Source organism: Aliivibrio sp. 1S175 (assembly GCF_001690985.1).
Taxonomy (GTDB): domain Bacteria; phylum Pseudomonadota; class Gammaproteobacteria; order Enterobacterales; family Vibrionaceae; genus Aliivibrio.
The window spans coordinates 47,529-67,154 of record NZ_MAJS01000035.1; the positions used below are offsets into that span (position 1 = coordinate 47,529).

Genomic DNA, 19,626 nt, shown 5'->3' on the forward strand with positions numbered 1-19,626 from the left:
ACCTTGCGATATCACTAACACCCTAGTACGTAGGTTAGATAGATATTAAGAGTAGAACTAATCGGTGCGAAACATCTCTCTAGAGAGTAAGGACTTTAATATGTTAGGTTTTTTATCTAAAAAGAAAGACGACTATCTGTTACAAATTATGCTAGCTAATCAAGATAGAGTAACTATCGGAGATAGTGGTGTAATTCGTGTTAATTTTGACAACGAAGATGTACAAAGAAAACTACAAGCTGATTTAGATAAACTAAAAGAGCTTAAAGAACTCGATGAGCAGATTCACAGACTAAAAGCTTTGTAATAAAATGGGCGTAGTTTTAATTGCAGTAGCACTTGTTGCTGGATATCTTTTTTCATCGAAACATCTATCTTCAAAATATCAATTAAACAGAACTGATGGGTGGCATTCATATTTTTATGTCGCCTATCGTGGTGTAATTTTTAGCTTAGTCAGTGGAGCAGTTTGCTTTTCAATCGATTATTTTGATTGTGTATCTAAATTCATCAAGCCATTAGGCTTTCTTTTAACTGATTTTGAGGGCTTATTTCTAAACTTTTCTGAAATAAAAATTGGAGCGTGGGCTCTTCTCACTATATTTCTAGCACAAGTATCAGCCTGGTTTTCTCTTTTATATTACCGCCTGTTTCTTACTCAAAAAACAAAACGTTTGAGAAAGATAATCTCAAATAACCATTTAGAGTCCTTTATTTTTGAATCAACATATGATCAAAAACTAATTATGCTAACCCTTTCATCCAAGAAAACTTACGTTGGAAAATGCTTAGGCGATGAGCTTATTGATGGAAAAGTAGAACATATAGCGATCTTACCTCACCTTAGCGGTTACAGAAACAAAGATACTCTTGTATTTGAGCATACAACAAATTATCTAAATCATTATGCAGATCAAGGCATATACGACGGAAGCCATAATTTTTTAAAATTACGTGATTTTAGAGTTATCATTCCTTGTTCTGAAATTGAGTCATACTCATTCTTTGATATGAGTACTTACATTAAATTTCGTCAAGATGAAAATAAGAAGAAACAATCCAAATTGAGTAACAATACTTACCCTAGTGCTAGTATTTCAGCTTTAAATATAAAAAACCCAACTGTATAAAAAACCAGTACTTTGGTTTACAATTGATCTGTCAGTTAGTGAATCAAATGGATGTTTTTATGCGAGTATTCTGCCCTGAATGCGGCAACAAAAGCCGCATTCAAAAGACCAATCGAATTTCAGAGAGTTATTCAGATTTATATTGCAGTTGTAGTGACCCCGAGTGTGGCCATACTTATGTGATGAATTTGAGTTTCAGCCATACTTTAAGCCCTTCAGCAAAAACGACTTCTCAAATGGCCATTGAATTGGTGAGAGGTTTAGCGCCAGAACAGCGCAAAGAATTACAGTTAGAACTTTCTATCTTATAGACAAAAAGAAGCCCTCAACTAGAGGGCCATTTTTTGTGATTCAGCTTCATCAGCCATTTGGATAATCATCCGTAGAGCGTCCATCTTTTCAGGCTTCAACTCTTCTTTTTGGTCAGCAACGACTAATCCTACTAGATACATAGCAATGCCACTTTTGCTTTCACCATGGGTACTAAGTGCAGTACCCTCTAAAATAAATTCCATTGCTTCTAGGTATAATTCTTTATTATTCATAGCATTGCCACGCCTTAACCATTTGACCTGTATAAGAATACAGTATTTTACTGTATAAATAAACAGTGCTTATTTTAGAGGTGATTTGCGCCACAGTTTTAACGATTTCGGCCAATTAATCAGATCTTTCATTAATTCTTATTATTTCTGTTTTTCTTATCAACCAATGCCAATCAATAACTGCTTTAGAGTATCTATTCTGCCTAACCATTCTTGCTTGGCATCGCTTACATGAAAAATATCTTATACCTTTACCATCAAACTCTTTTTTCCACTGATGGCGAAAATTACATTTCACTTTCTCAGTATATATCGCTGTTTTCTTTGTAGGTATTAGCACTGCAGTATTACAAATCAAATCCTTAATCATCATTCCATTAATAAACATAATTACGAGAAACCCTAATATATCTGAGTCCTTTGAAACACCTATGTTCATCGCTAATGCATAACAGCCAAGTGAAAAACAACAGCTAAAGAACACTAAACAGAACCGAGTTATTGTGTGGTCATTCATACATATTCCTTAGATTAACGGCCACTCATCATCACCAAATTCATATTCGGGAAAGATTGAGAGGTTTGGTTGTTGGTATTCGTCAGTTTTTGACTCGTTTGGTGGCTCTGGCCAACCTTTAAAATCAAGCCATCGTAAATCTTCCGGCTCTTTTTCTATTTCCATCAGCTCTGGTAGGCGAACGTTCCCTTCTTCATCCACATAACCTGAACGTATTTTCACCTTACGACCATCATCGAGGTTCAAAGAACTGCCTTTCATAAAGGCGTTAAGTGCATGTTCATCAAGGGATTCAGGCTTTTTACCTAAAGGCGTTAGTATTTTAGATAGCTTATCGCTCACCTGTCCTTTTTGATCCTTTTCGGGATCGTCCGTACAGTTATTGACAGAACTCCAAGGAGCAGCTGCGCTGCTATCAAGAGCAAGAGCCTCCGCTTCAGGTTCTGGTTCATCGAATTTCTTAACCTTATTTTGAATCGTCCAAGTTCTTACGCGAGTTTTAATAAACTCACCAGCTGCAAGTATTCCTTCTACCTTACGGATGGTTTCAGAGTAACGAGAAGAAAACGGTAGCTCTTCATAAGCATTACGAACAATCAAAGCGGCACGCTTAACGAATGGGCCACCCTGCCCCATAATGTAACCTTGCCAATTACCTTCATCAGCAGATCGCATGGTTTTAATCACACTGCCGTTTGGATGGGTAACCGTTGGTTGATAAGCATCACCTAAACGTTTCATTAAGTCAGGTTTAGTAAATGCGGTATCTGGTTGTTGTGGGCCTACATGGGTAAACACCATCGAGTGATAAACAGTTAATAACTGTGAACGTTCTTGAGAGTGTAAGAAATCCATATAAGAAGCTTTATCAAGATTGGCCAAGCGGCGTAATTCACGATAAGTGGTAACCGGTGCGCCACCAATAAATTGAAATTGACGAATGTTCCAGCGACTTTTCCAAGCGCTGACATTCTTGGCCATATCCTTAATTGGCTTATCAGTTTCATCAGAAACCGCATCATCCATCGCATAGCCATCAATATTTTTAGAAATGTATTTAGCAATGTAACCAGTAGCAGAGCCCTGTTCTGGGTCTATGTCTTTCACATCACAACGCGCAGAGTGATCAAACTCTCCGCTTTTCATTAATTCTTGTTTGTCTTCTTTTGTCGCGTAATCAATGAAGATACGAGTAATCTCGGCTTTATCTTCAGGCTTACACCAAAGAAGTAAATGCCAGTGTGGTGTTCCATCATGATGCGGTTCAGCAACACGAATCCCAAACCAACGAAATTCATCACGGCCTAACTTAGCGCGAATGCGTGACCAAACCCCATTCAAGTAGATTTGAGCATCACGAGGACTTGCACCACTCCAATGAGGAATGAAACCGCCACGTTGGTAACTGTTATGATATTTACCCGGAGTCGTTAACGTTAAGAACAAACCACAAAGCCCCATTTCATCTGCGATATTTTCACAGCCTCTGGTTCTTGTCATAAGCTCATGACGGCGAATAGCCGGATTCGACACGCTTTTTAAAACCATGTCTTTTAATTCACATTCTTCTTGGGTATCTTCATCGATGAGGATTTTGTTTTGAATTGCATCCCAATTGCGCTTTTGCTGTTCTTGATGTTCACGAACGCAATCATAAGAGCAATAAGCCGAAGCACGTTTTGATACCTGCCCCATAGCTATGGCCAAATGTTCACGCATGATTTTACGCGCTTTCACTAAACGGCCACGCCACCATTTTTCATCCTGCATTCTGAAAATATCGCTGTAGACATCTTCTGCAGTAAGGACTTTCTTTTTCTTATGAGGTGCAACAATGCCAAAACTATAAGTTAATGCAGCTAAACCCTCAAACACCTTAATAATGCCGGCATCAATTTCTTTATCTGTTTCGCCGTTATGCTCAATACTTAATTGAGTGAAACGGCCTTGTATGATTTTAGATATCTTAAACGCCATGTCTTTAATCTCATCTAGCTCAAGCTCTGCAAGTAAACGAGACTTTGGCTTTTTCGCTTTGACTGCTTCAAGATTAAATTCAAGCTGGCCGATATTCGGCACTTCATCAAAATCACATTGATCAATGTCTTCACTCATCAATTTAATCTTGTTGTATGTTGGTAGGTGGCGGTAACGATAAAGCACAACACTTACACGGCGCTGCAGTTCATCACCCATCTTTTCTGTTAAGAATTTAGCTGCTTTTGCACGACCGTCTTTTTTGAAAATTGAGATATAACGATCAGCAAAGTACCTTGCTAAGTAATTAGGTAAGCCAGAAAAGAACTGTCTACGCCATTCGTGATTTACTCTATCTACTAGATAAAGCTTACGCTCAACAATCGACATATCATCAGGCTCTTTGTTCTTAACTGATGTGTCAGGTAACAGCGTTAGGATCTCTTTTGGCTTTTGAGGGAATACGCACAAACCACCAAAGCTTAAACAAGCTTTAGTGGCTGCACGTTGTTCTTCTGTGGTAAAAGATAACTTCATAATTTAATTACAGTTGGTAAATATGAAAACAAAATTAGTTAATCCAGAAGACAAACTACCAAACGACAACAAAATTGAAGAATGGCTTAAGGCTAATGAATGTGAAACCGATGGCCCTGAGTATCTAGCAGCCATTATTGGTGCTGCTGGCAAAGAAGAATACAGAACCATCACCGTTGGTGGATTAGGCCAACTAGTTAAACTAACCCAAGAATTTGGATCTTTTGGTTTAGTTGACTTACTCAAAGAGAGCGGCCCAGTAAAAGGGTTTGATTCGGTTTTTTTGTTGAAAGAAAAACCTTAAGATCTCTATAAATAACATTACTCATGCCTACATTAATTGCTTTACCTGCCGCTTTTTGAATTGCGATATGTACTTCTGTAGGCATAACTTTTTCACTCCATAATTCTTTCTTTAACTTTTGAAACAACGCTTCTATCTCTTCACGTGTCTTTGGTGCTTTTAGCACTTCATCCAATAACATTTCTACTTTTTGAGTACATTCAATCATATTCATAGCTCTGCAAACTCCTGTGTATCGCAAACCATGTAACCACCAGTGTTATTAGCTCTAATAATTACGCCCCTAGTAACATGTCTACATCTCAAATCTTCACAAGCGTTATCAATGGCTAGTTCTTTTGATTCAAACTCACCAAGCTCTTTCATTTTGATTTCTTGAGTATCGTCGTCACGAACCACACCACCGCCGCTATTAAGGAAAACAGCCATAAACATCATGCTGCCACCTCTGTTTTGTCTTTTATTTCAATGATAAATTCAGCCAATTGACTTTCGAGTGAAAGAGCATCTTCAAGCGCTGATGGCTTATCAAGGATCAAATTTCCGTTCAATCGGTCATTTAAGCTATCTTTGTCACTTGGATTCCAAACATTTATATCGAACGAATTAATTGCTGAACCTGCATAACAAACAGCAAGAAATGGTTTAGGCATATCTAACGTCATTGCAGTAATTGAATTAATCACAGCTAATATATCGCGTGATTGTATTGCTTTAAGATTATCTCTCGCGGCAAACTCAACATCGCCAGAAATAGATTTCGTACCATCAATAAAACGAGAGAATAACGCTACCGTTTTTCTTTCTGTTGCTTCCATTTTTTCATGCAGTTCATTCGCTTTATTAAGGTTTTCCAGTGATGCTTGATAAAACTGCTCTGCTGTTTTTAAGTCATTCATTTCATTATTCCTGTGTAATAAATAAAATTTAGGTACAAAAAAAGCCCCCTGCTACAGGGGCAAAGGTTGGCTAGGTATTAATTAGGCTTGGAAATGGCTTGGTCTTAACTTGTTTACATCACCGACTTTAGTATCAAAGCGCTTGGTGATGCCTTTCAATTCAATCATGCCACGGCGAATCTTTTGTAATTCAATATCGTTAAAATCTTCAAAGCTACGGTGGCAATCTGCAGCGGGTAATCCGCCTGCAATACAAATCATTCCACGAGCACGAACAGTCAAAGAATTAAACGCTATTTTGATTTGATTTCGTTTATGCCCTGTAGAGAAAAGAGCCTTACACGTATTAATGCTTTCTTGTGCTGATGGAACAGGGTGTGATACTTGTGCTAATTGAGACATGATTTGTTCCTCACGATAAACCCGGTATTGGTGCGCCGTTTACAACGAAATCTAAACTCATAGATAAAAACGGTGATAAGCCGGATGTTTTGTTTTCAAGATCATTCATTAGCAACACCAAATTACTAACGCTTTTGTGTGCTTTGTCTAACAGCTCATTACGCTTAGAACGTGGTAAACGAATTTCGCCACCGTTCTCTAATGCAAGGCGAGATAAATCACCGGCATGAACACTATTTTCTAAAGCTCGTTTAATTAAGGTTTCTTGGTTTGCATTTGGATCGACTTTTGCGCCAACCATATTGAGACTAAGCAAAACACTATTAATGATGCAGTAATTGCCGCTTGCTTCCGTAATCGCGGTTAAATCCCCTACTGTTAACTTATGCGGTTGTTCAGGGTTTAACTTGTTGCGTAGCATTGTTGGGTTTATTCCACACTGCTTTGCTACTTGTTCCATGTTTTCTGAATCTGCAAATGCGTAACATGCATTGTCAAAAGCATTTTGTTTAAGCTCACGTAAATCGCACATTGAGCGATTCCTCTATCTGTCCGATACTCAAATGACAAAACCAAGGGAAACCAGAACTACAATTGCAACGATAATTTCCAATACTGTTGGTTCGTTTTGGTTTGATTGGTTAGCCATAGCGTTAACCCAAGTAGCTAAGAGCTTCACGAGTAGCAAGCTCTTGCATTGCAATTACGTTTACTAATGGGGTTTCACGAGGCTTATCTTTTTTCTTAATGATAAGTAATCCCTGCTGTTGCCAGTTTTTAAGGGTACGAACAGTAATTCCAGAATATTTGGAATACTCCTGATACGTCATAAATGGAACTGGAACAACAACTTGAAATGACAAAGGGTTATTCATGGTGGTATCCTCTAAGGTTACTGAATGTTTATTAATGCGTTGAGATGTCCAATCGCCCAACTGAGTGAATATTAGATCGATTATGCGTGAATATCAAGAATTAAATAATGCACCTGAGTACTTAAAAGGTCGAGAAGTTACCGATAAATTGAAGGAGATCACACAATCGCGTGATTTTTTAGCACTTGCAGAAGTGATTGGTGTACCTAAATCGACGATTTCAACTTGGCATCAGCGTGGTTTAACCCCATTTGAGATCATTTTAAGAACTCATTTGCGTACTGGTGCATCTGTTCGTTATATGGCACTTGGCGAAGGCGAAGCTTTCCCACAAAAAGAAGTCAGGTCATCATCTGATCAAGTTCAAATCAAAAGCTTTGTTATTCAAAAGGGTGAATTAGTTGAAGAGAGTCCTCTCTCTTTAGATAAGGCATTTATTGAAAGAACTGGAAGTGATGAGGTTATTCTTTTAGAGCATGACTACGTTTCATACTTTATTGATAAAAATGAAACCAAGGCGAATCAAGGTAAGTACTTAATTGATATCGATGGCTCGTTCTCGATCAATGAACTACAACGACTACCGGGTAAGAAGTTAGCGATCAGCTTTAATGGCTCAACTATCAATGTCGCAGAAGATGATATTAAGGTAGTTGGCCGTGTGGCTATGGTGATGGGAAAGGAATAGTTTTGATTCAATCTACTAATAAAAAATATAAATGGTTTGCTTATACAGTCTTTATTGGACTCCTCCCCATTTTAGCAAGATTAATAACTAATTTATTTTTAGATAATATTGCTTGGTTATCAGCAAGTGATTTTATTGCATTTGGTTTTGTTATGCATATCTCAATACTTAATGAGCTTGAACACATGCATGATGACGATAACTGGAAATCCATAAATAATGGAGCTTCAATAGGAGGCGTATTTATTTATGGCGTATTCACACTCGGTTTACTGATCCACGAAACGGGGGCAACTCAAATAGATGCTGAAATGCTGAAGTATTGTTCTATGGCTTCGTCTATCATTTCATTTATACTTGCTTATATGGTATTTGATCGACTATCAGCCAAGTCAAAAGATTCTTCTCAAGGAGATAGTACATGCTCAGTAATATAATCATTAGCGGAATAACACTTTTTGCAGTTCTTGCAGGGCTAGGCATTGCTATCTGGTCATATTTAGATACTCGACGTAAGTTCTCACATAACGAATTTATAGAAGATCGCAAACAACAACGAAAAGAAGCGCAAGAACGCTTCAAAGATAAAACTAGGCTAGGAAAAAGATGATCAAAAACTTTATTTATTTAGACGAACCAAAGCTATACTCATTTTCATCGCAATTATTTGAAGGGATTACTGAGTATGTCCTTAATGAAGAAGGCTTAGAAACGACAAACGAAGAACAATCTAAAGATAAGTTACTTTCAAGCCGTATTATTGCTGATGTTATTCGAGAAACTAGTAGCTCTACAACTAAGAAATTCCTACATGACCATTCTTTTAATTTATTTGAAAAAGAATTAATTAGTTCAGATCGTATTCTTGATTTAACTATACAAGATTTTAACTATGATGAAATATGCGAATCAAACAAGTCATTTGTTAAAATTAGAGCAAAAGGTAAATTTATAGATTTACAAGGACTACAACATTTTTTCTCTCATTTTAATGAAATAGGCGAAGCAGTTGCAACGTTGCCTCTTACAGAAACTCTACAAAAAATAGATAAGTTGAAAGCAAATAATCCAAAATCAATAGATGCCAAGAATCTTCAATCAAGCTTTGATAAAGAAATCAAACAACAAATAGCAAATGGTAAAGGATTGCCACCCATTTCGATAAAAAGTTTTAATATTCTTCTTGAACATTTTGGAGATGATATAATTCGTTTTGAGCAAAAATATAATAACTCTATTTTGACTTCATGCCTTAATTCAAATTATTTAAGAGATTCACTAATAGCAATCTACAGAAAATACTCACGAAAAACAGCAAAGGAATTTGTTGTTATTGGCACAATTAGCCATGCGGATGGAACACAAGAAGTTGATGATAATGAAGTTCCAGATGGAGCTAAAGTTATTTCTCATTTTAAACATATGGGTGAAAGCTTATATGAAATGGAACAAAGCTTTACAGGTAAAAGTGATCGAGAAATAATAATAGAACCAATTGCTATTTATACAGAGCTTTAATTATAAACTATTCACTCTGTGGTGAAAATAATGAATAAAATTATCAAATTAATAATGATCGTTATTGTTCTAATCGCTTGCTTTGCTTATGCATTAGAAGCGATTGAAGGTATGGTTGAGATTGGAAAAGCAGCAACACATAAATAACTATATAGGCCAAGTATGTACTTGGCCTTTTTTATAACTAGGCTAGAGTAATGACAAGAATAATCCCAGAAGAAGAAGTGTTTTCAAAATACACAGTCATAGATAATGAACCGTTTGCAGATCACCTCATAAACTTTTTAAATACTAAAAGTGACGATGGGTACGTTCTGAACTTAAACGCCGAATGGGGAGCTGGAAAAACAACATTTTTAAGCTGCCTTTACAATAAACTAGAAGAAAAACACCCTGTCGTATACTTTGATGCATGGAAGTCTGATTTTTCAAAAGACGCGATGTTAGCTCTAGTCGATTGCTTTCATGCTCAGCTTGCAAGTTCTATGTCTGAAAATAAAGACTTAGTAAAATCATTATTTAATAAAAGCAGTCACTTTATTCGTAAAGCGTTACCTACAATGGTTGTCGGTTACGCTAAACACAAAACTGGAATGCCTGAAGATGAATCACTAATAAAAGACATAACAACTAGTTTTGGCATTGATATTAGCGAAGACGGATGCGGCGAGGCCTTAAAAGAAGTTTTAAAAGATATTTTAGAACAACGTCAAAAAGTAGATGGCATTGAAGAGTTTAAAAATACATTAGTGTCATTAGCTAAAGCAGTAATAGAATCAACAGAAAAAACGAACAATCCTAAACAATACCCTATTTACATATTAATTGATGAACTTGATCGCTGCAGACCAAATTATGCAATTGAGGTTATCGAAAGTATTAAACATTTCTTTGATACTAAGAACTTTGTATTTGTAATTGCAACAGATACAGAACAACTTCAACACTCTGTAAAAGCAATCTATGGGCATGACTTTAATGCTCATGCTTATTTAAGTCGTTTTTTTCATAAAACGGTCACGCTTCCAGCACCAAGTTTAATAGACTATTTATTAATTCATTTAGAACCAATAATTGGTACAGACTTTTCCGTTGATGAGCTATTTTTTAAAGAAATACTAGAAAGTATATTTAAGTGGCATAACATGACATCATTACGTGAAATATCTAAAGTCATTAATGATATAGAAATGGCTAAAGTATCTGGAAAGCAATTTAAATTATTCCCATTAATTATACTTTCAATATTAAAGCGCCTTCATCCAGAAAAATATGTTTCATATACCGATAGTAATGAATTACCATATACTCATTCAAATAACCCTCAAGGAACAGCTCACTTACCAAGAAATTTAACTATAAAACCAATTAAATTTAACAACTCAACAAATATGATAATTGAAGATAGTTTATATTATTTATTAAATTCACTTTCGTCAGAAAGTTCACATATTAATTGGGAGAGCATAAAAATAAAAGAACAAAGAGATAGGCACCAGAGCCATACTATAAACAGTCTTATTGTTTCAATTTCCTTTCATTATTTATTGAACCCTCAATCAAAAAATACCGATAAAAGCACACATGTTGAATTATTAGAATTAGCAGGTCATTTTAAGTAACCATAAATATTTTATTGTGCAAATATATCAATGTTAAACATTGCTTTTCACCATTCACCTTTGTACTGTATATAAAAACAGTGCAAAGGTATTTCCATGGCTATCCGCAACTTAAAAGACAATTCAAAGAAACCTTGGTTATGCGAGTGCTACCCTACTGGCCGCGAGGGTAAACGCATTCGTAAACGTTTTGCCACCAAAGGCGAAGCGAATACCTTTGAACAATACACAATGAAAGAAATTGATGATAAACCTTGGCTTGGTGATAAACCTGAGCATCGTCGTTTATCTGTTCTCATTGAAATCTGGTTTACTATGTACGGCACAAACCTATCAAACGGCCAAGTTATCTATCAAAAGTTTGAGCACATGGTTAAATCTATGGGTAACCCTGTTGCCTCTACTTTCACAGCAAACATGTATGCTGAGTTCCGTCGTAAACGTATGGCTGGTGAAATTACCTTTGTAGATAGTAAATGGCAAAAAGGCGCACCAAGTATTGCCACATTAAATTCTGAACTGGCTCGTTTTAAAGCAGTATTTGAAAAGCTTAAAGAACTGGGCGAATGGAAAGGCCCAAACCCTTTAGAAAGCATTAAGCCATTTCGTGATCATGAAAGACCAATGAGTTTTTTAGCAAAAGAAGAGATTGCCCTACTCCTTAATAAAGTCTCTGACCATAAACGTCAAGATATGCTGAAGATAGTAAAGGTGTGTTTGTCTACTGGTGCGCGTTGGAATGAAGCAGCACAATTAACTGGTAATCAGCTATCTAAGTTTAAGATCACTTATACCAATACGAAGAATAAGAAAATCCGCTCTGTTCCCATCACTGAAGAGTTGTATAACGAAATCCATAAGCCAACATCAGGTAAGTTGTTTGAAGAGTGCTACACCCCTTTTTGCTACATTTTAAAGCATAAGATAGGTATTGATTTGCCAGCTGGCCAAGCCTCTCATGTTTTACGTCATTCTTTTGCAAGTCACTTTATGATGAACGGCGGTAATATTTTAGTTCTTCGTGACATTCTTGGTCATGCCGATATCCAAATGACCATGCGTTATGCTCATTTTGCACCAGATCATCTCACTGAAGCGATAGCAAAGAACCCTATCTCAAATTTATAGATTATGCATTTTTATGATTAAAGAGTGCATATTCACTTTTAACCAGAAAATAAAAACAAAATAACTGTCGCCACTTTGTCGCCACTTACCGATTTTAGACCAAAAAAAAGGCCGCTCAATGCGACCTTTCATTATTCGTTATTTCCGAATTATCAACTAATCACTCTTTACCGTAAACGTTGTTCTCTTGCTCTTGTACGCGGATGAAAGTTGTGCGCTTAGTTAGCTCACGAAGCTTTGCCGCGCCTACGTATGTACAAGTTGAACGTACACCGCCAAGGATGTCAGAAATCGTTGTATGAACTGAACCACGGTATGGTAATAGTACGGTTTTTCCTTCAGCTGCACGGTACTTAGCAACACCACCTGAGTGCTTGTCCATCGCGCTTTGTGAAGACATTCCGTAGAATTTCATGAACTGCTTACCATCTTGCTCAATCACTTCGCCACCTGACTCTTCGTGACCAGCTAGCATTCCGCCAAGCATTACGAAATCAGCACCGCCGCCGAACGCCTTAGATACGTCACCGGCACATGAACAACCGCCATCACCGATAATACGACCGCCAAGGCCATGCGCTGCGTCAGCACATTCAATGATTGCAGAAAGTTGTGGGTAACCCACACCTGTTTTAACACGTGTAGTACATACTGAACCTGGGCCAATGCCCACTTTAACGATATCAGCACCAGCAAGGATAAGTTCTTCAACCATATCACCCGTAACAACGTTACCTGCAGAGATTACTTTATCAGGAAATTGTGCTCGTACTTTTTCTACGTATTGAACTAAATGCTCTGAGTAACCATTTGCGATATCAACACAAATGAAGATCAAGTCATCAGTCAATGCCATGATATCTTTTGTTTTTTGGAAATCAGCTTCAGAAGTACCCGTAGAAACCATTGAGTTGTTAAGAACAGAAGCGTCGTTTTCTTTTACAAAACCAGCCCAATCTTCAACCGTGTAATGCTTATGAATCGCAGTCATCACACCATGCTCAGAAAGTGCCTTCGCCATAGCGAAACTACCTACAGAATCCATGTTAGCTGCAATTACAGGTGTACCAGACCATTGACGACCGCTGTGCTTAAATGTAAACTCGCGGGTTAATTCGACTTGAGAGCGACTTTTTAGTGTTGAACGCTTAGGACGAAACAGTACATCTTTGAAGCCTAACTTTAATTCTTGTTCGATACGCATGATAAATTCCTCGTATTATCGATAATGGCTCTACTATCTCTTGTTGCCTTTGGCAGAAGGCAGTTAACAAACCAAGATGGCAGGCACAAAAAAACCGGGGCGCTGGCAGGCGCTCCGGTTTTCAATATTATAGGGCCGGAAACTTATTTCGCAAGTCTGATAATTCGTTTTTTTTTGTGATACCATTGATATATCTGCAAATAAATAACAACATTTCGCAGAAAAGACTAACAAAACAAATCACACGATATATAACTCTACAAATCATAATTAAATGGCATTTTATACCATCCACAAAAACGCCAGTACCATCTCTTAAACCATAAAAGTAAACGTTTGCTATTGAGTCCTGCAAAACTAAAGTGACCTAGTTCTCAATTTTTTACTATATTCATGAATGTTAATGAAAAAAGTTGTGATATAATCTCGGAAAATTCACTTATTAATGACATTTAATTCATGAAGTTTCCTGGCCAACGTAAGTCTAAACACTATTTTCCTGTTCACACTCGCGATCCACTAGTGAATCAAATTAACCAAACACCAAAACTTGAGAGAACTCATCTTATTGGTGTTGGTCAAACTATTGTTGATATCGAAGCGAAAGTCGATGATGATTTTTTAGAACGTCATCAATTAAGTAAAGGCCATTCATTAGTTCTTGAAGAAGCGAAAGCCGAAGCATTGTATAAAGAACTCTTTGAAAGAAACTTAATAAGCCATGAATACCCTGGCGATACCATTGGTAACACCCTTCATAACTACTCAGTACTTGCCGACAGTAAATCTATTTTATTAGGTGTCATGAGTGAAAACATCAAAATCGGTTCTTACGCTTATCGTTACCTATGTAACACCACAAGCCGTATGGACTTAGACCATTTACAACCGGTTCAAGGCCCTATTGGCCGCTGTTATACGCTGATCACTAAAGATGGCGAACGTACGTTTGCAATCAATGAAGGTGACATGAACCAACTGTGCCCTGCACACGTACCTGAACATATCTTTGATAAAGCCTCTGCATTAGTGATTTCGTCTTACCTTGTTCGAGGTAAAGAAGGCGATCCTATGATGGATGCCGTTCAAAAAGCGATTGATTGTGCAAAATCTCATAATGTTCCTGTTGTTCTTACTTTAGGCACTAAATACGTCATTGAAGGTAAAGCGGAATGGTGGCAAACATTCTTGAAGGAAAATGTCACTGTTGTTGCAATGAACGAAGAAGAAGCAGAAGCGTTAACCGGTGAGAAAGATCCCCTACTCGCGGCGGATAAAGCCTTGGAATGGGTTGATTTAGTGCTTTGTACTGCAGGACCTGTCGGTCTTTACATGGCAGGCTTCACTGAAGAAAGCATGAAACGTGAAACTGATAAGCCACTTCTTCCTGGTAACATTCCTGAATTCAATCGTTTTGAATACAGTCGCCCAATGATGAAAGCACAATGTACTAAGCCAATTAAAGTCTCTTCTCACATTGCTCCTTACATGGGGGGCCCAATGGAGATTAAAAATACCAACGGTGCTGGGGATGCCGCATTGTCAGCATTACTGCACGACATGGCTGCAAACTTCTATCATAAAGAAAATGTGCCTAACTCAAGCAAGCATGATAAAGAATATTTAACTTATTCCTCTTTCTCTCAAATTTGTAAATACTCAAATCGTGCAAGCTATGAAGTGTTAACTCAGCACTCTCCACGTCTTTCTAAAGCAATGCCAGAGCGTGAAGATTGTTTAGAAGAAGCCTATTGGGAGCGTTAATCTCTCTAATATCGTTTTTATAGGTAATAAAAATCCGACGTCATGCGTCGGATTTTTTGTATTTATTGATTCTACGCTTAGTCAGTCAATTTAAGTACGGTAAAGCACTTTAATTACATGCCAACCAAATTTGGTTTTCACTAAATGAGGAACTAACGTTTCACCACTAAAGCACACTTTATCAAACTGCGGTACCATTTGGCCTTTTTTAAACTCACCTAAATCGCCCCCTTTTTTACCAGAAGGACAGCTAGAGTATTTCTTCGCTAGCACATGAAATTTTGCGCCTTTGTTTAGCTGTTTGATGATGTCTTCAGCTTGTTCTTTATGTTTTACAAGAATATGTAGTGCTGATGCTGTATTAGCCATGAATGCCTCAAGATAATGTCATTATAAATATCACGTAATTATACCGTTTATCCTTATACAAATGATACCCTCACCTTTCAATGCAGTCTCAAAAAAACTACAATAGTCTTTATAAAAAGAAACTCAATTTAACCAATTAAAGGCTGGCATAGATGAAAAGTAAGGCGAACCAATCACAAGGTATGTTGCTATTCAAACTTACGTTAACTCAACGTTTTGCTATTGGTACATTAAAAGTTCGCGAGATCGTTCCCTTCCAAGTATTAACGTCTATCCCTTATTCTCATCATCATGTACTAGGAACGACAACAAATCGAAATATGGCGATTCCAATTATTGATATGTCTGCTGCTGTGGGCTTTAGACCGCTTCACAAAGAAGAATTAAAAGACTGCTATATCATTATCACAGACTGTATGCGAACGGTTGTAGGGTTTGCAGTTAGAGCAATAGATAAAATTATTGAATGTGACTGGAAGACAATTGAAGCTTCGCCTGAAACCGCAGGTTCCAATGTTTTTGTCACGGGGATCACTCGAGTTGACGATAAAATAGTTCAACTGTTAGATGTTGAACTTCTATTATCTAAAATATACCCCGAAGATACATCGAACCTTTACCCAATATTAGCCGATGTAGAAAGAGAAAAACTCAAAGCACTTAATATTCTATTGGTTGATGATTCCTTTGTAGCACGTAAGCAACTATCAACCGCTTTAGACAGTATTAATATTATTTATCATGTCGCTACAAATGGCCTTGATGCTTATGAAATGCTAAAACGAGCTGCAGAAGAAAATAACCCATTTGATATCGTAGTTAGTGACATTGAGATGCCAGGATTAGATGGCTATGAATTGGCCTTTGAAATTCAAAATGATGCAAAATTAAAAGACGCTTACGTTATCCTTCATACTTCTCTTTCTAGTGAAATATGTGTTGAACAAGCGAAACAAGTTGGTGCTCATGAAGCTCTCACTAAGTTTGAAGCAACGGAATTAGTGAGAGCTATGTTACGTGGTGCTAACCACAATAAAAAACGAGTCGCCTAAGCAATAGAGTGAGCTACAGCTTACTCGATATAAAAAAGCCGCATTAATCTTCATAATATAAAGATTAATGCGGCTTTTTTGTATTTTAAATCAGTGGTTTTAAGTAATTAAAAGTATAAACGAATCACTGAAACCGCAACACAGCCTGGTCGGCGACATTTTTCAATTTCAACTTTTACTTCAGTTTCAATTTCTAAACCACGTTTGATCGGTGTTACTGACATGAGTGTGCTTCTAGCACGGATTCGTTTACCTGCTTTTACAGGATATGGAAAACGTACTTTGTTTAAGCCGTAATTCACTGTCATTTTCGCAGTAGGAAATAATAAATTATCACTACCTACGTTATCTGTTAATTTAGATAGCATTGAAAGCGTTAAAAAGCCATGAGCAATAGGGGTTTTAAATGGGGATTCTGCTGATGCTCTTTCTGGATCGGTATGGATCCATTGCATATCTTCGGTGACAGCACCGAACTGATTAATACGTTCTTGATCCATCATTGACCAGTCGCCAATGTGGATTTCTTCGCCCAAACGAGCGTTTAACTCTTCAAATACAGCTTGAGTATCTAGATTCATTTCTATTGGCTCAGGTTGAACTACCTCTTGCTGTGATCCATTTACAGCGCGTTTGTGCTCTTTAACCCATGAAATAATGTGAATATTATTGGCTTTCTGTAAAAATTCAATCCAGTAATCCTTAATGGTTGGTGACATCCAGTCTTTTAATTCAAACGGATGTTTAGCCAGATATTCACGCTTATGCTTTAGAAAATCGACAACCTTCATAGAGAAACCTTATTTGATATCTAATCGTAAAAACAATGCTTAGTAAGTGCCAGAACTATAATTGTGTTACACATCACGTTTTTATGCAAACACTTTCCTAGCTTACAAGCGTTCGCTAGAACATACATTATCCTTAGTAAACATAAACTTGACGATAATGAACACTGTTCAAAAAAGATCAATAATGAGAACTAAAACTCATTAATATTATTAAAATGTCCAAGAACACATATTAAATAAACCAATCACAAAAAATACAGAACAACCAAACTGTAACAATTTCTTCCGTACCTCTATTAATATTTAGTGCAAATTTGATGATAATTCCAATATTTATTACATTTTATACATAAAACCCTCTAGCTAATGTAAGCATAGAGGGCTTTGTGAATATCATAAATGGAGGTTTAGTTAGACAATAGCTAACTGAAAACCTTAACCGCGATAATAACGCTGAGGTACAAACGGCATTTTTTCAACGGTCATTGCTAATTTTTTGCCTCGAACTTCAGCGAACACTTCAGTGCCAATAACAGCAAGATCGGTTCTTAAGTATCCCATTGACACCGGTTTACCTGCTGTCGGACCTGCAGTACCAGAAGTGATCACACCAATTTCAGTATCATTTGCATCGAACAATTTACAGCCCTCACGAACAGGAGCTTTAGTTTGACCAACCAAACCAACTCGTTTGCGGTTCACATCTTTGGTTTCTATTTGCTTAAGAATGATATCAGCACCAGGGAAACCACCGGCTCTTTCACCATCCGCACGACGGTTCTTACTAATACCCCACAACAAACTTGCTTCAACTGGTGTGGTGGTGGTATCTAAATCATGACCGTATAAACACAGACCGCACTCTAAGCGCAGTGAATCACGCGCACCAAGTCCGATCCACTCTACTTCTTCAAAAGACGTTAATGCGTCTGCAAGCTCTGCGGCTTTATCATTTGGCACTGAGATTTCGTAGCCATCTTCACCTGTGTAACCAGAGCGGCTGATGTAACACTCGATGCCATTGATCTCAATAACAGCCGTATCCATAAACAGCATAGAAGCCACTGACGGTTGAAGTCGTGATAATACATCTGCCGCTTGAGGACCTTGTAATGCCAATAAAGCGCGATCTTCAATCACTTCAAGCTCAACACCTTCAGGAAGGTTTGCTTGTAGATGCGCAATATCTTGTTCTTTACATGCGGCATTCACAACAACAAACAGGTGATCGCCAAAATTAGCCACCATCAAATCATCCATGATGCCGCCTTCTTCGTTAGTGAAGAACGCATAACGTTGTTTTTGAGAAGGAAGATCAATAATATCAACCGGAACCAATGCTTCTAATGCAGCCGCCGCGCCCTCACCTTTTAATCGCAGTTGTCCCATGTGAGATACATCAAACAACCCTGCCGAATCTCGTGTATGAAGGTGTTCTTTTTTCACACCAAGTGGGTATTGGACTGGCATATCATAACCGGCAAATGGCACCATTTTTGCGCCAGCAGCTACGTGCATATTAAAAAGTGCAGTTTTATTTAGTTGTTCTGACATTCTTCTTTCTCCATGTGCCATCACTGGCTGATTTAGTCGTTATTGTTCTAATTAAGTAAGCGTTTATTGATTACGTATTATTTGGCCGTAACCCAGAGAATTTGAGCGTCTTCTTCACTGATTGAAATAAGCACGTGACCCATGCTTGCCTCATAATAAACACTGTCCCCTACCGCTAAATTAACAGGTTCATAGAATTCGCTGTAAAAACAAACTTCTCCTTCTAGAACCAATAAAAACTCTTCTCCGTCATGACGAACCCATTCTGCGTAGGCATTAAAATCTCGAGCACGTATGCGGCTTTTAAATGGCATCATTCTTTTGTTGGATAATTGCGTCGCCAGCAGTTCATGTTCATAAGTGGCCGTTGGATGCGGCTTACCTTGTTCTGCCAGTGTGATATCTCGCCTTCCTACCGCGCCTTTTTTCTTTGGCGGCTCAAATATTTGCGGGATATCAATATCTAATCCACTGGCTAGCTTTTGCAACGCCTGAAATGTGGGTGATATTTGTTCATTTTCTATTTTTGATAACGTTGAACGAGCCAAACCCGTTCGCTTGCTGGCTTCTTCAAGCGTCAATCCAAGCTGAATACGAATGGCTTTTAATCTTTTACCAAGATCGAGAGGAGCAATCGGTTGCTCTTCGTTATTTTTCTCTACTTTAACGATTTTAGCCTCTGTCATTATATTTCTTGGTTCACTCAAGTTGCTCTCCTTGCTCATTAAGCATCCAAATAGCGCTCTTAAT

Annotated in this window: 26 protein-coding genes; 12 read left to right on the forward strand and 14 right to left on the reverse strand. The window is 37.6% G+C overall.

The window, feature by feature from the left end:
* The first annotated feature begins 100 nt into the window (after window positions 1-100).
* Genes A6E06_RS11655 through A6E06_RS11665 form a run of 3 tightly spaced genes read left to right on the forward strand, consistent with a single transcriptional unit; the run spans window position 101 to window position 1,441 of the window.
* Window positions 101-307, forward strand: a complete 207-nt coding sequence (locus A6E06_RS11655) for a hypothetical protein (RefSeq protein ID WP_065593556.1) — start codon at window positions 101-103, stop codon at window positions 305-307.
* Window positions 308-311: 4 nt separating this feature from the next.
* Window positions 312-1,130, forward strand: coding sequence for a hypothetical protein (locus tag A6E06_RS11660; RefSeq protein WP_065593555.1), 819 nt, complete (start codon window positions 312-314; stop codon window positions 1,128-1,130).
* A gap of 59 nt (window positions 1,131-1,189) precedes the next feature.
* The gene (locus A6E06_RS11665; RefSeq protein WP_045103789.1) at window positions 1,190-1,441 is read left to right on the forward strand and encodes an ogr/Delta-like zinc finger family protein; all 252 of its coding nucleotides are present in this window, start codon (window positions 1,190-1,192) and stop codon (window positions 1,439-1,441) included.
* Between the two features lie 18 nt (window positions 1,442-1,459).
* On the opposite strand, the gene A6E06_RS11670 is transcribed toward A6E06_RS11665, so the two are convergent.
* The 3 genes from A6E06_RS11670 to A6E06_RS11680 form a co-directional block, all read right to left on the reverse strand.
* Entirely contained in the window at window positions 1,460-1,675 is a 216-nt protein-coding gene (locus A6E06_RS11670) for a hypothetical protein (protein WP_045103788.1), read from the reverse strand.
* 115 nt (window positions 1,676-1,790) lie between these two features.
* On the reverse strand, window positions 1,791-2,192 hold the full coding sequence (locus A6E06_RS11675; protein ID WP_065593554.1) for a hypothetical protein: 402 nt from the start codon (window positions 2,190-2,192) through the stop codon (window positions 1,791-1,793).
* Window positions 2,193-2,201: 9 nt separating this feature from the next.
* Complete coding sequence (locus tag A6E06_RS11680; RefSeq protein WP_255312083.1) at window positions 2,202-4,706, reverse strand: replication endonuclease; 2,505 nt, start codon at window positions 4,704-4,706, stop codon at window positions 2,202-2,204.
* Window positions 4,707-4,728: 22 nt separating this feature from the next.
* On the opposite strand from A6E06_RS11680, the gene A6E06_RS11685 reads away from it, so the two are divergent.
* Window positions 4,729-5,010 carry a hypothetical protein gene (locus A6E06_RS11685; RefSeq protein WP_045103786.1) on the forward strand — a complete coding sequence of 94 codons (282 nt, stop codon included), beginning with the start codon at window positions 4,729-4,731 and terminating at the stop codon, window positions 5,008-5,010.
* Here the strand turns inward: A6E06_RS11685 and A6E06_RS19825 are convergent.
* The 6 genes from A6E06_RS19825 to A6E06_RS11710 all read right to left on the reverse strand — a co-directional run bounded on the left by A6E06_RS19825 (window position 4,949) and on the right by A6E06_RS11710 (window position 7,186).
* Entirely contained in the window at window positions 4,949-5,224 is a 276-nt protein-coding gene (locus A6E06_RS19825) for a hypothetical protein (RefSeq protein WP_065593552.1), read from the reverse strand. The genes A6E06_RS11685 and A6E06_RS19825 overlap by 62 nt on opposite strands.
* Window positions 5,221-5,448 carry a hypothetical protein gene (locus tag A6E06_RS11690; protein ID WP_065593551.1) on the reverse strand — a complete coding sequence of 76 codons (228 nt, stop codon included), beginning with the start codon at window positions 5,446-5,448 and terminating at the stop codon, window positions 5,221-5,223. Before A6E06_RS11690 ends, A6E06_RS19825 begins: the two co-directional genes overlap by 4 nt.
* The gene (locus A6E06_RS11695) at window positions 5,445-5,909 is read right to left on the reverse strand and encodes a hypothetical protein (protein ID WP_065593550.1); all 465 of its coding nucleotides are present in this window, start codon (window positions 5,907-5,909) and stop codon (window positions 5,445-5,447) included. The genes A6E06_RS11690 and A6E06_RS11695 overlap by 4 nt, the downstream gene beginning before the upstream one ends.
* An 81-nt stretch (window positions 5,910-5,990) precedes the next feature.
* Window positions 5,991-6,311 (reverse strand): hypothetical protein, encoded by a 321-nt coding sequence (locus A6E06_RS11700; RefSeq protein ID WP_065593549.1) that lies wholly within the window; start codon window positions 6,309-6,311, stop codon window positions 5,991-5,993.
* Between the two features lie 10 nt (window positions 6,312-6,321).
* A complete protein-coding gene (locus tag A6E06_RS11705) occupies window positions 6,322-6,843 on the reverse strand; it encodes a phage regulatory CII family protein (RefSeq protein WP_065593548.1) in 522 nt (173 codons plus the stop codon).
* A gap of 121 nt (window positions 6,844-6,964) precedes the next feature.
* The gene (locus tag A6E06_RS11710; protein ID WP_065593547.1) at window positions 6,965-7,186 is read right to left on the reverse strand and encodes a hypothetical protein; all 222 of its coding nucleotides are present in this window, start codon (window positions 7,184-7,186) and stop codon (window positions 6,965-6,967) included.
* A gap of 82 nt (window positions 7,187-7,268) precedes the next feature.
* Between A6E06_RS11710 and A6E06_RS11715 the strand changes: the two genes are divergently transcribed.
* The 6 genes from A6E06_RS11715 (at window position 7,269) to A6E06_RS11740 (ending at window position 12,142) form a co-directional block, all read left to right on the forward strand.
* Window positions 7,269-7,874, forward strand: coding sequence for a helix-turn-helix domain-containing protein (locus tag A6E06_RS11715; protein ID WP_065593546.1), 606 nt, complete (start codon window positions 7,269-7,271; stop codon window positions 7,872-7,874).
* Between the two features lie 2 nt (window positions 7,875-7,876).
* Entirely contained in the window at window positions 7,877-8,311 is a 435-nt protein-coding gene (locus A6E06_RS11720; RefSeq protein ID WP_083190325.1) for a hypothetical protein, read from the forward strand.
* Window positions 8,296-8,484: a hypothetical protein gene (locus tag A6E06_RS11725; protein WP_065593544.1), complete on the forward strand. Its 189-nt coding sequence runs from the start codon at window positions 8,296-8,298 to the stop codon at window positions 8,482-8,484. The genes A6E06_RS11720 and A6E06_RS11725 overlap by 16 nt, the downstream gene beginning before the upstream one ends.
* Window positions 8,481-9,392, forward strand: coding sequence for a hypothetical protein (locus tag A6E06_RS11730; protein ID WP_065593543.1), 912 nt, complete (start codon window positions 8,481-8,483; stop codon window positions 9,390-9,392). Before A6E06_RS11725 ends, A6E06_RS11730 begins: the two co-directional genes overlap by 4 nt.
* 197 nt (window positions 9,393-9,589) lie before the next feature.
* On the forward strand, window positions 9,590-11,014 hold the full coding sequence (locus tag A6E06_RS11735) for a P-loop NTPase fold protein (protein ID WP_065593542.1): 1,425 nt from the start codon (window positions 9,590-9,592) through the stop codon (window positions 11,012-11,014).
* 96 nt (window positions 11,015-11,110) lie between these two features.
* Window positions 11,111-12,142: a tyrosine-type recombinase/integrase gene (locus tag A6E06_RS11740; RefSeq protein WP_065593541.1), complete on the forward strand. Its 1,032-nt coding sequence runs from the start codon at window positions 11,111-11,113 to the stop codon at window positions 12,140-12,142.
* A 160-nt stretch (window positions 12,143-12,302) separates the two neighbouring features.
* Here A6E06_RS11740 and A6E06_RS11745 read toward each other — a convergent pair whose 3' ends face one another.
* Window positions 12,303-13,346, reverse strand: coding sequence for a GMP reductase (locus tag A6E06_RS11745; protein WP_065593540.1), 1,044 nt, complete (start codon window positions 13,344-13,346; stop codon window positions 12,303-12,305).
* A gap of 459 nt (window positions 13,347-13,805) precedes the next feature.
* On the opposite strand from A6E06_RS11745, the gene A6E06_RS11750 reads away from it, so the two are divergent.
* Window positions 13,806-15,110, forward strand: coding sequence for an inosine/guanosine kinase (locus A6E06_RS11750; protein ID WP_065593539.1), 1,305 nt, complete (start codon window positions 13,806-13,808; stop codon window positions 15,108-15,110).
* Window positions 15,111-15,200: 90 nt separating this feature from the next.
* On the opposite strand, the gene A6E06_RS11755 is transcribed toward A6E06_RS11750, so the two are convergent.
* Window positions 15,201-15,479: a peptidylprolyl isomerase gene (locus tag A6E06_RS11755; RefSeq protein ID WP_012551830.1), complete on the reverse strand. Its 279-nt coding sequence runs from the start codon at window positions 15,477-15,479 to the stop codon at window positions 15,201-15,203.
* Window positions 15,480-15,631: 152 nt separating this feature from the next.
* Between A6E06_RS11755 and A6E06_RS11760 the strand changes: the two genes are divergently transcribed.
* Window positions 15,632-16,531: a chemotaxis protein gene (locus tag A6E06_RS11760; protein ID WP_065593538.1), complete on the forward strand. Its 900-nt coding sequence runs from the start codon at window positions 15,632-15,634 to the stop codon at window positions 16,529-16,531.
* A 107-nt stretch (window positions 16,532-16,638) separates the two neighbouring features.
* Here A6E06_RS11760 and A6E06_RS11765 read toward each other — a convergent pair whose 3' ends face one another.
* The 3 genes from A6E06_RS11765 to A6E06_RS11775 all read right to left on the reverse strand — a co-directional run bounded on the left by A6E06_RS11765 (window position 16,639) and on the right by A6E06_RS11775 (window position 19,562).
* Window positions 16,639-17,322 carry a MaoC family dehydratase gene (locus A6E06_RS11765; RefSeq protein ID WP_065593537.1) on the reverse strand — a complete coding sequence of 228 codons (684 nt, stop codon included), beginning with the start codon at window positions 17,320-17,322 and terminating at the stop codon, window positions 16,639-16,641.
* Window positions 17,323-17,757: 435 nt separating this feature from the next.
* Window positions 17,758-18,876, reverse strand: a complete 1,119-nt coding sequence (gcvT, locus tag A6E06_RS11770; RefSeq protein WP_065593536.1) for a glycine cleavage system aminomethyltransferase GcvT — start codon at window positions 18,874-18,876, stop codon at window positions 17,758-17,760.
* A 77-nt stretch (window positions 18,877-18,953) separates the two neighbouring features.
* Window positions 18,954-19,562, reverse strand: coding sequence for a helix-turn-helix domain-containing protein (locus A6E06_RS11775; protein ID WP_255312089.1), 609 nt, complete (start codon window positions 19,560-19,562; stop codon window positions 18,954-18,956).
* Window positions 19,563-19,626: the final 64 nt, after the last annotated feature.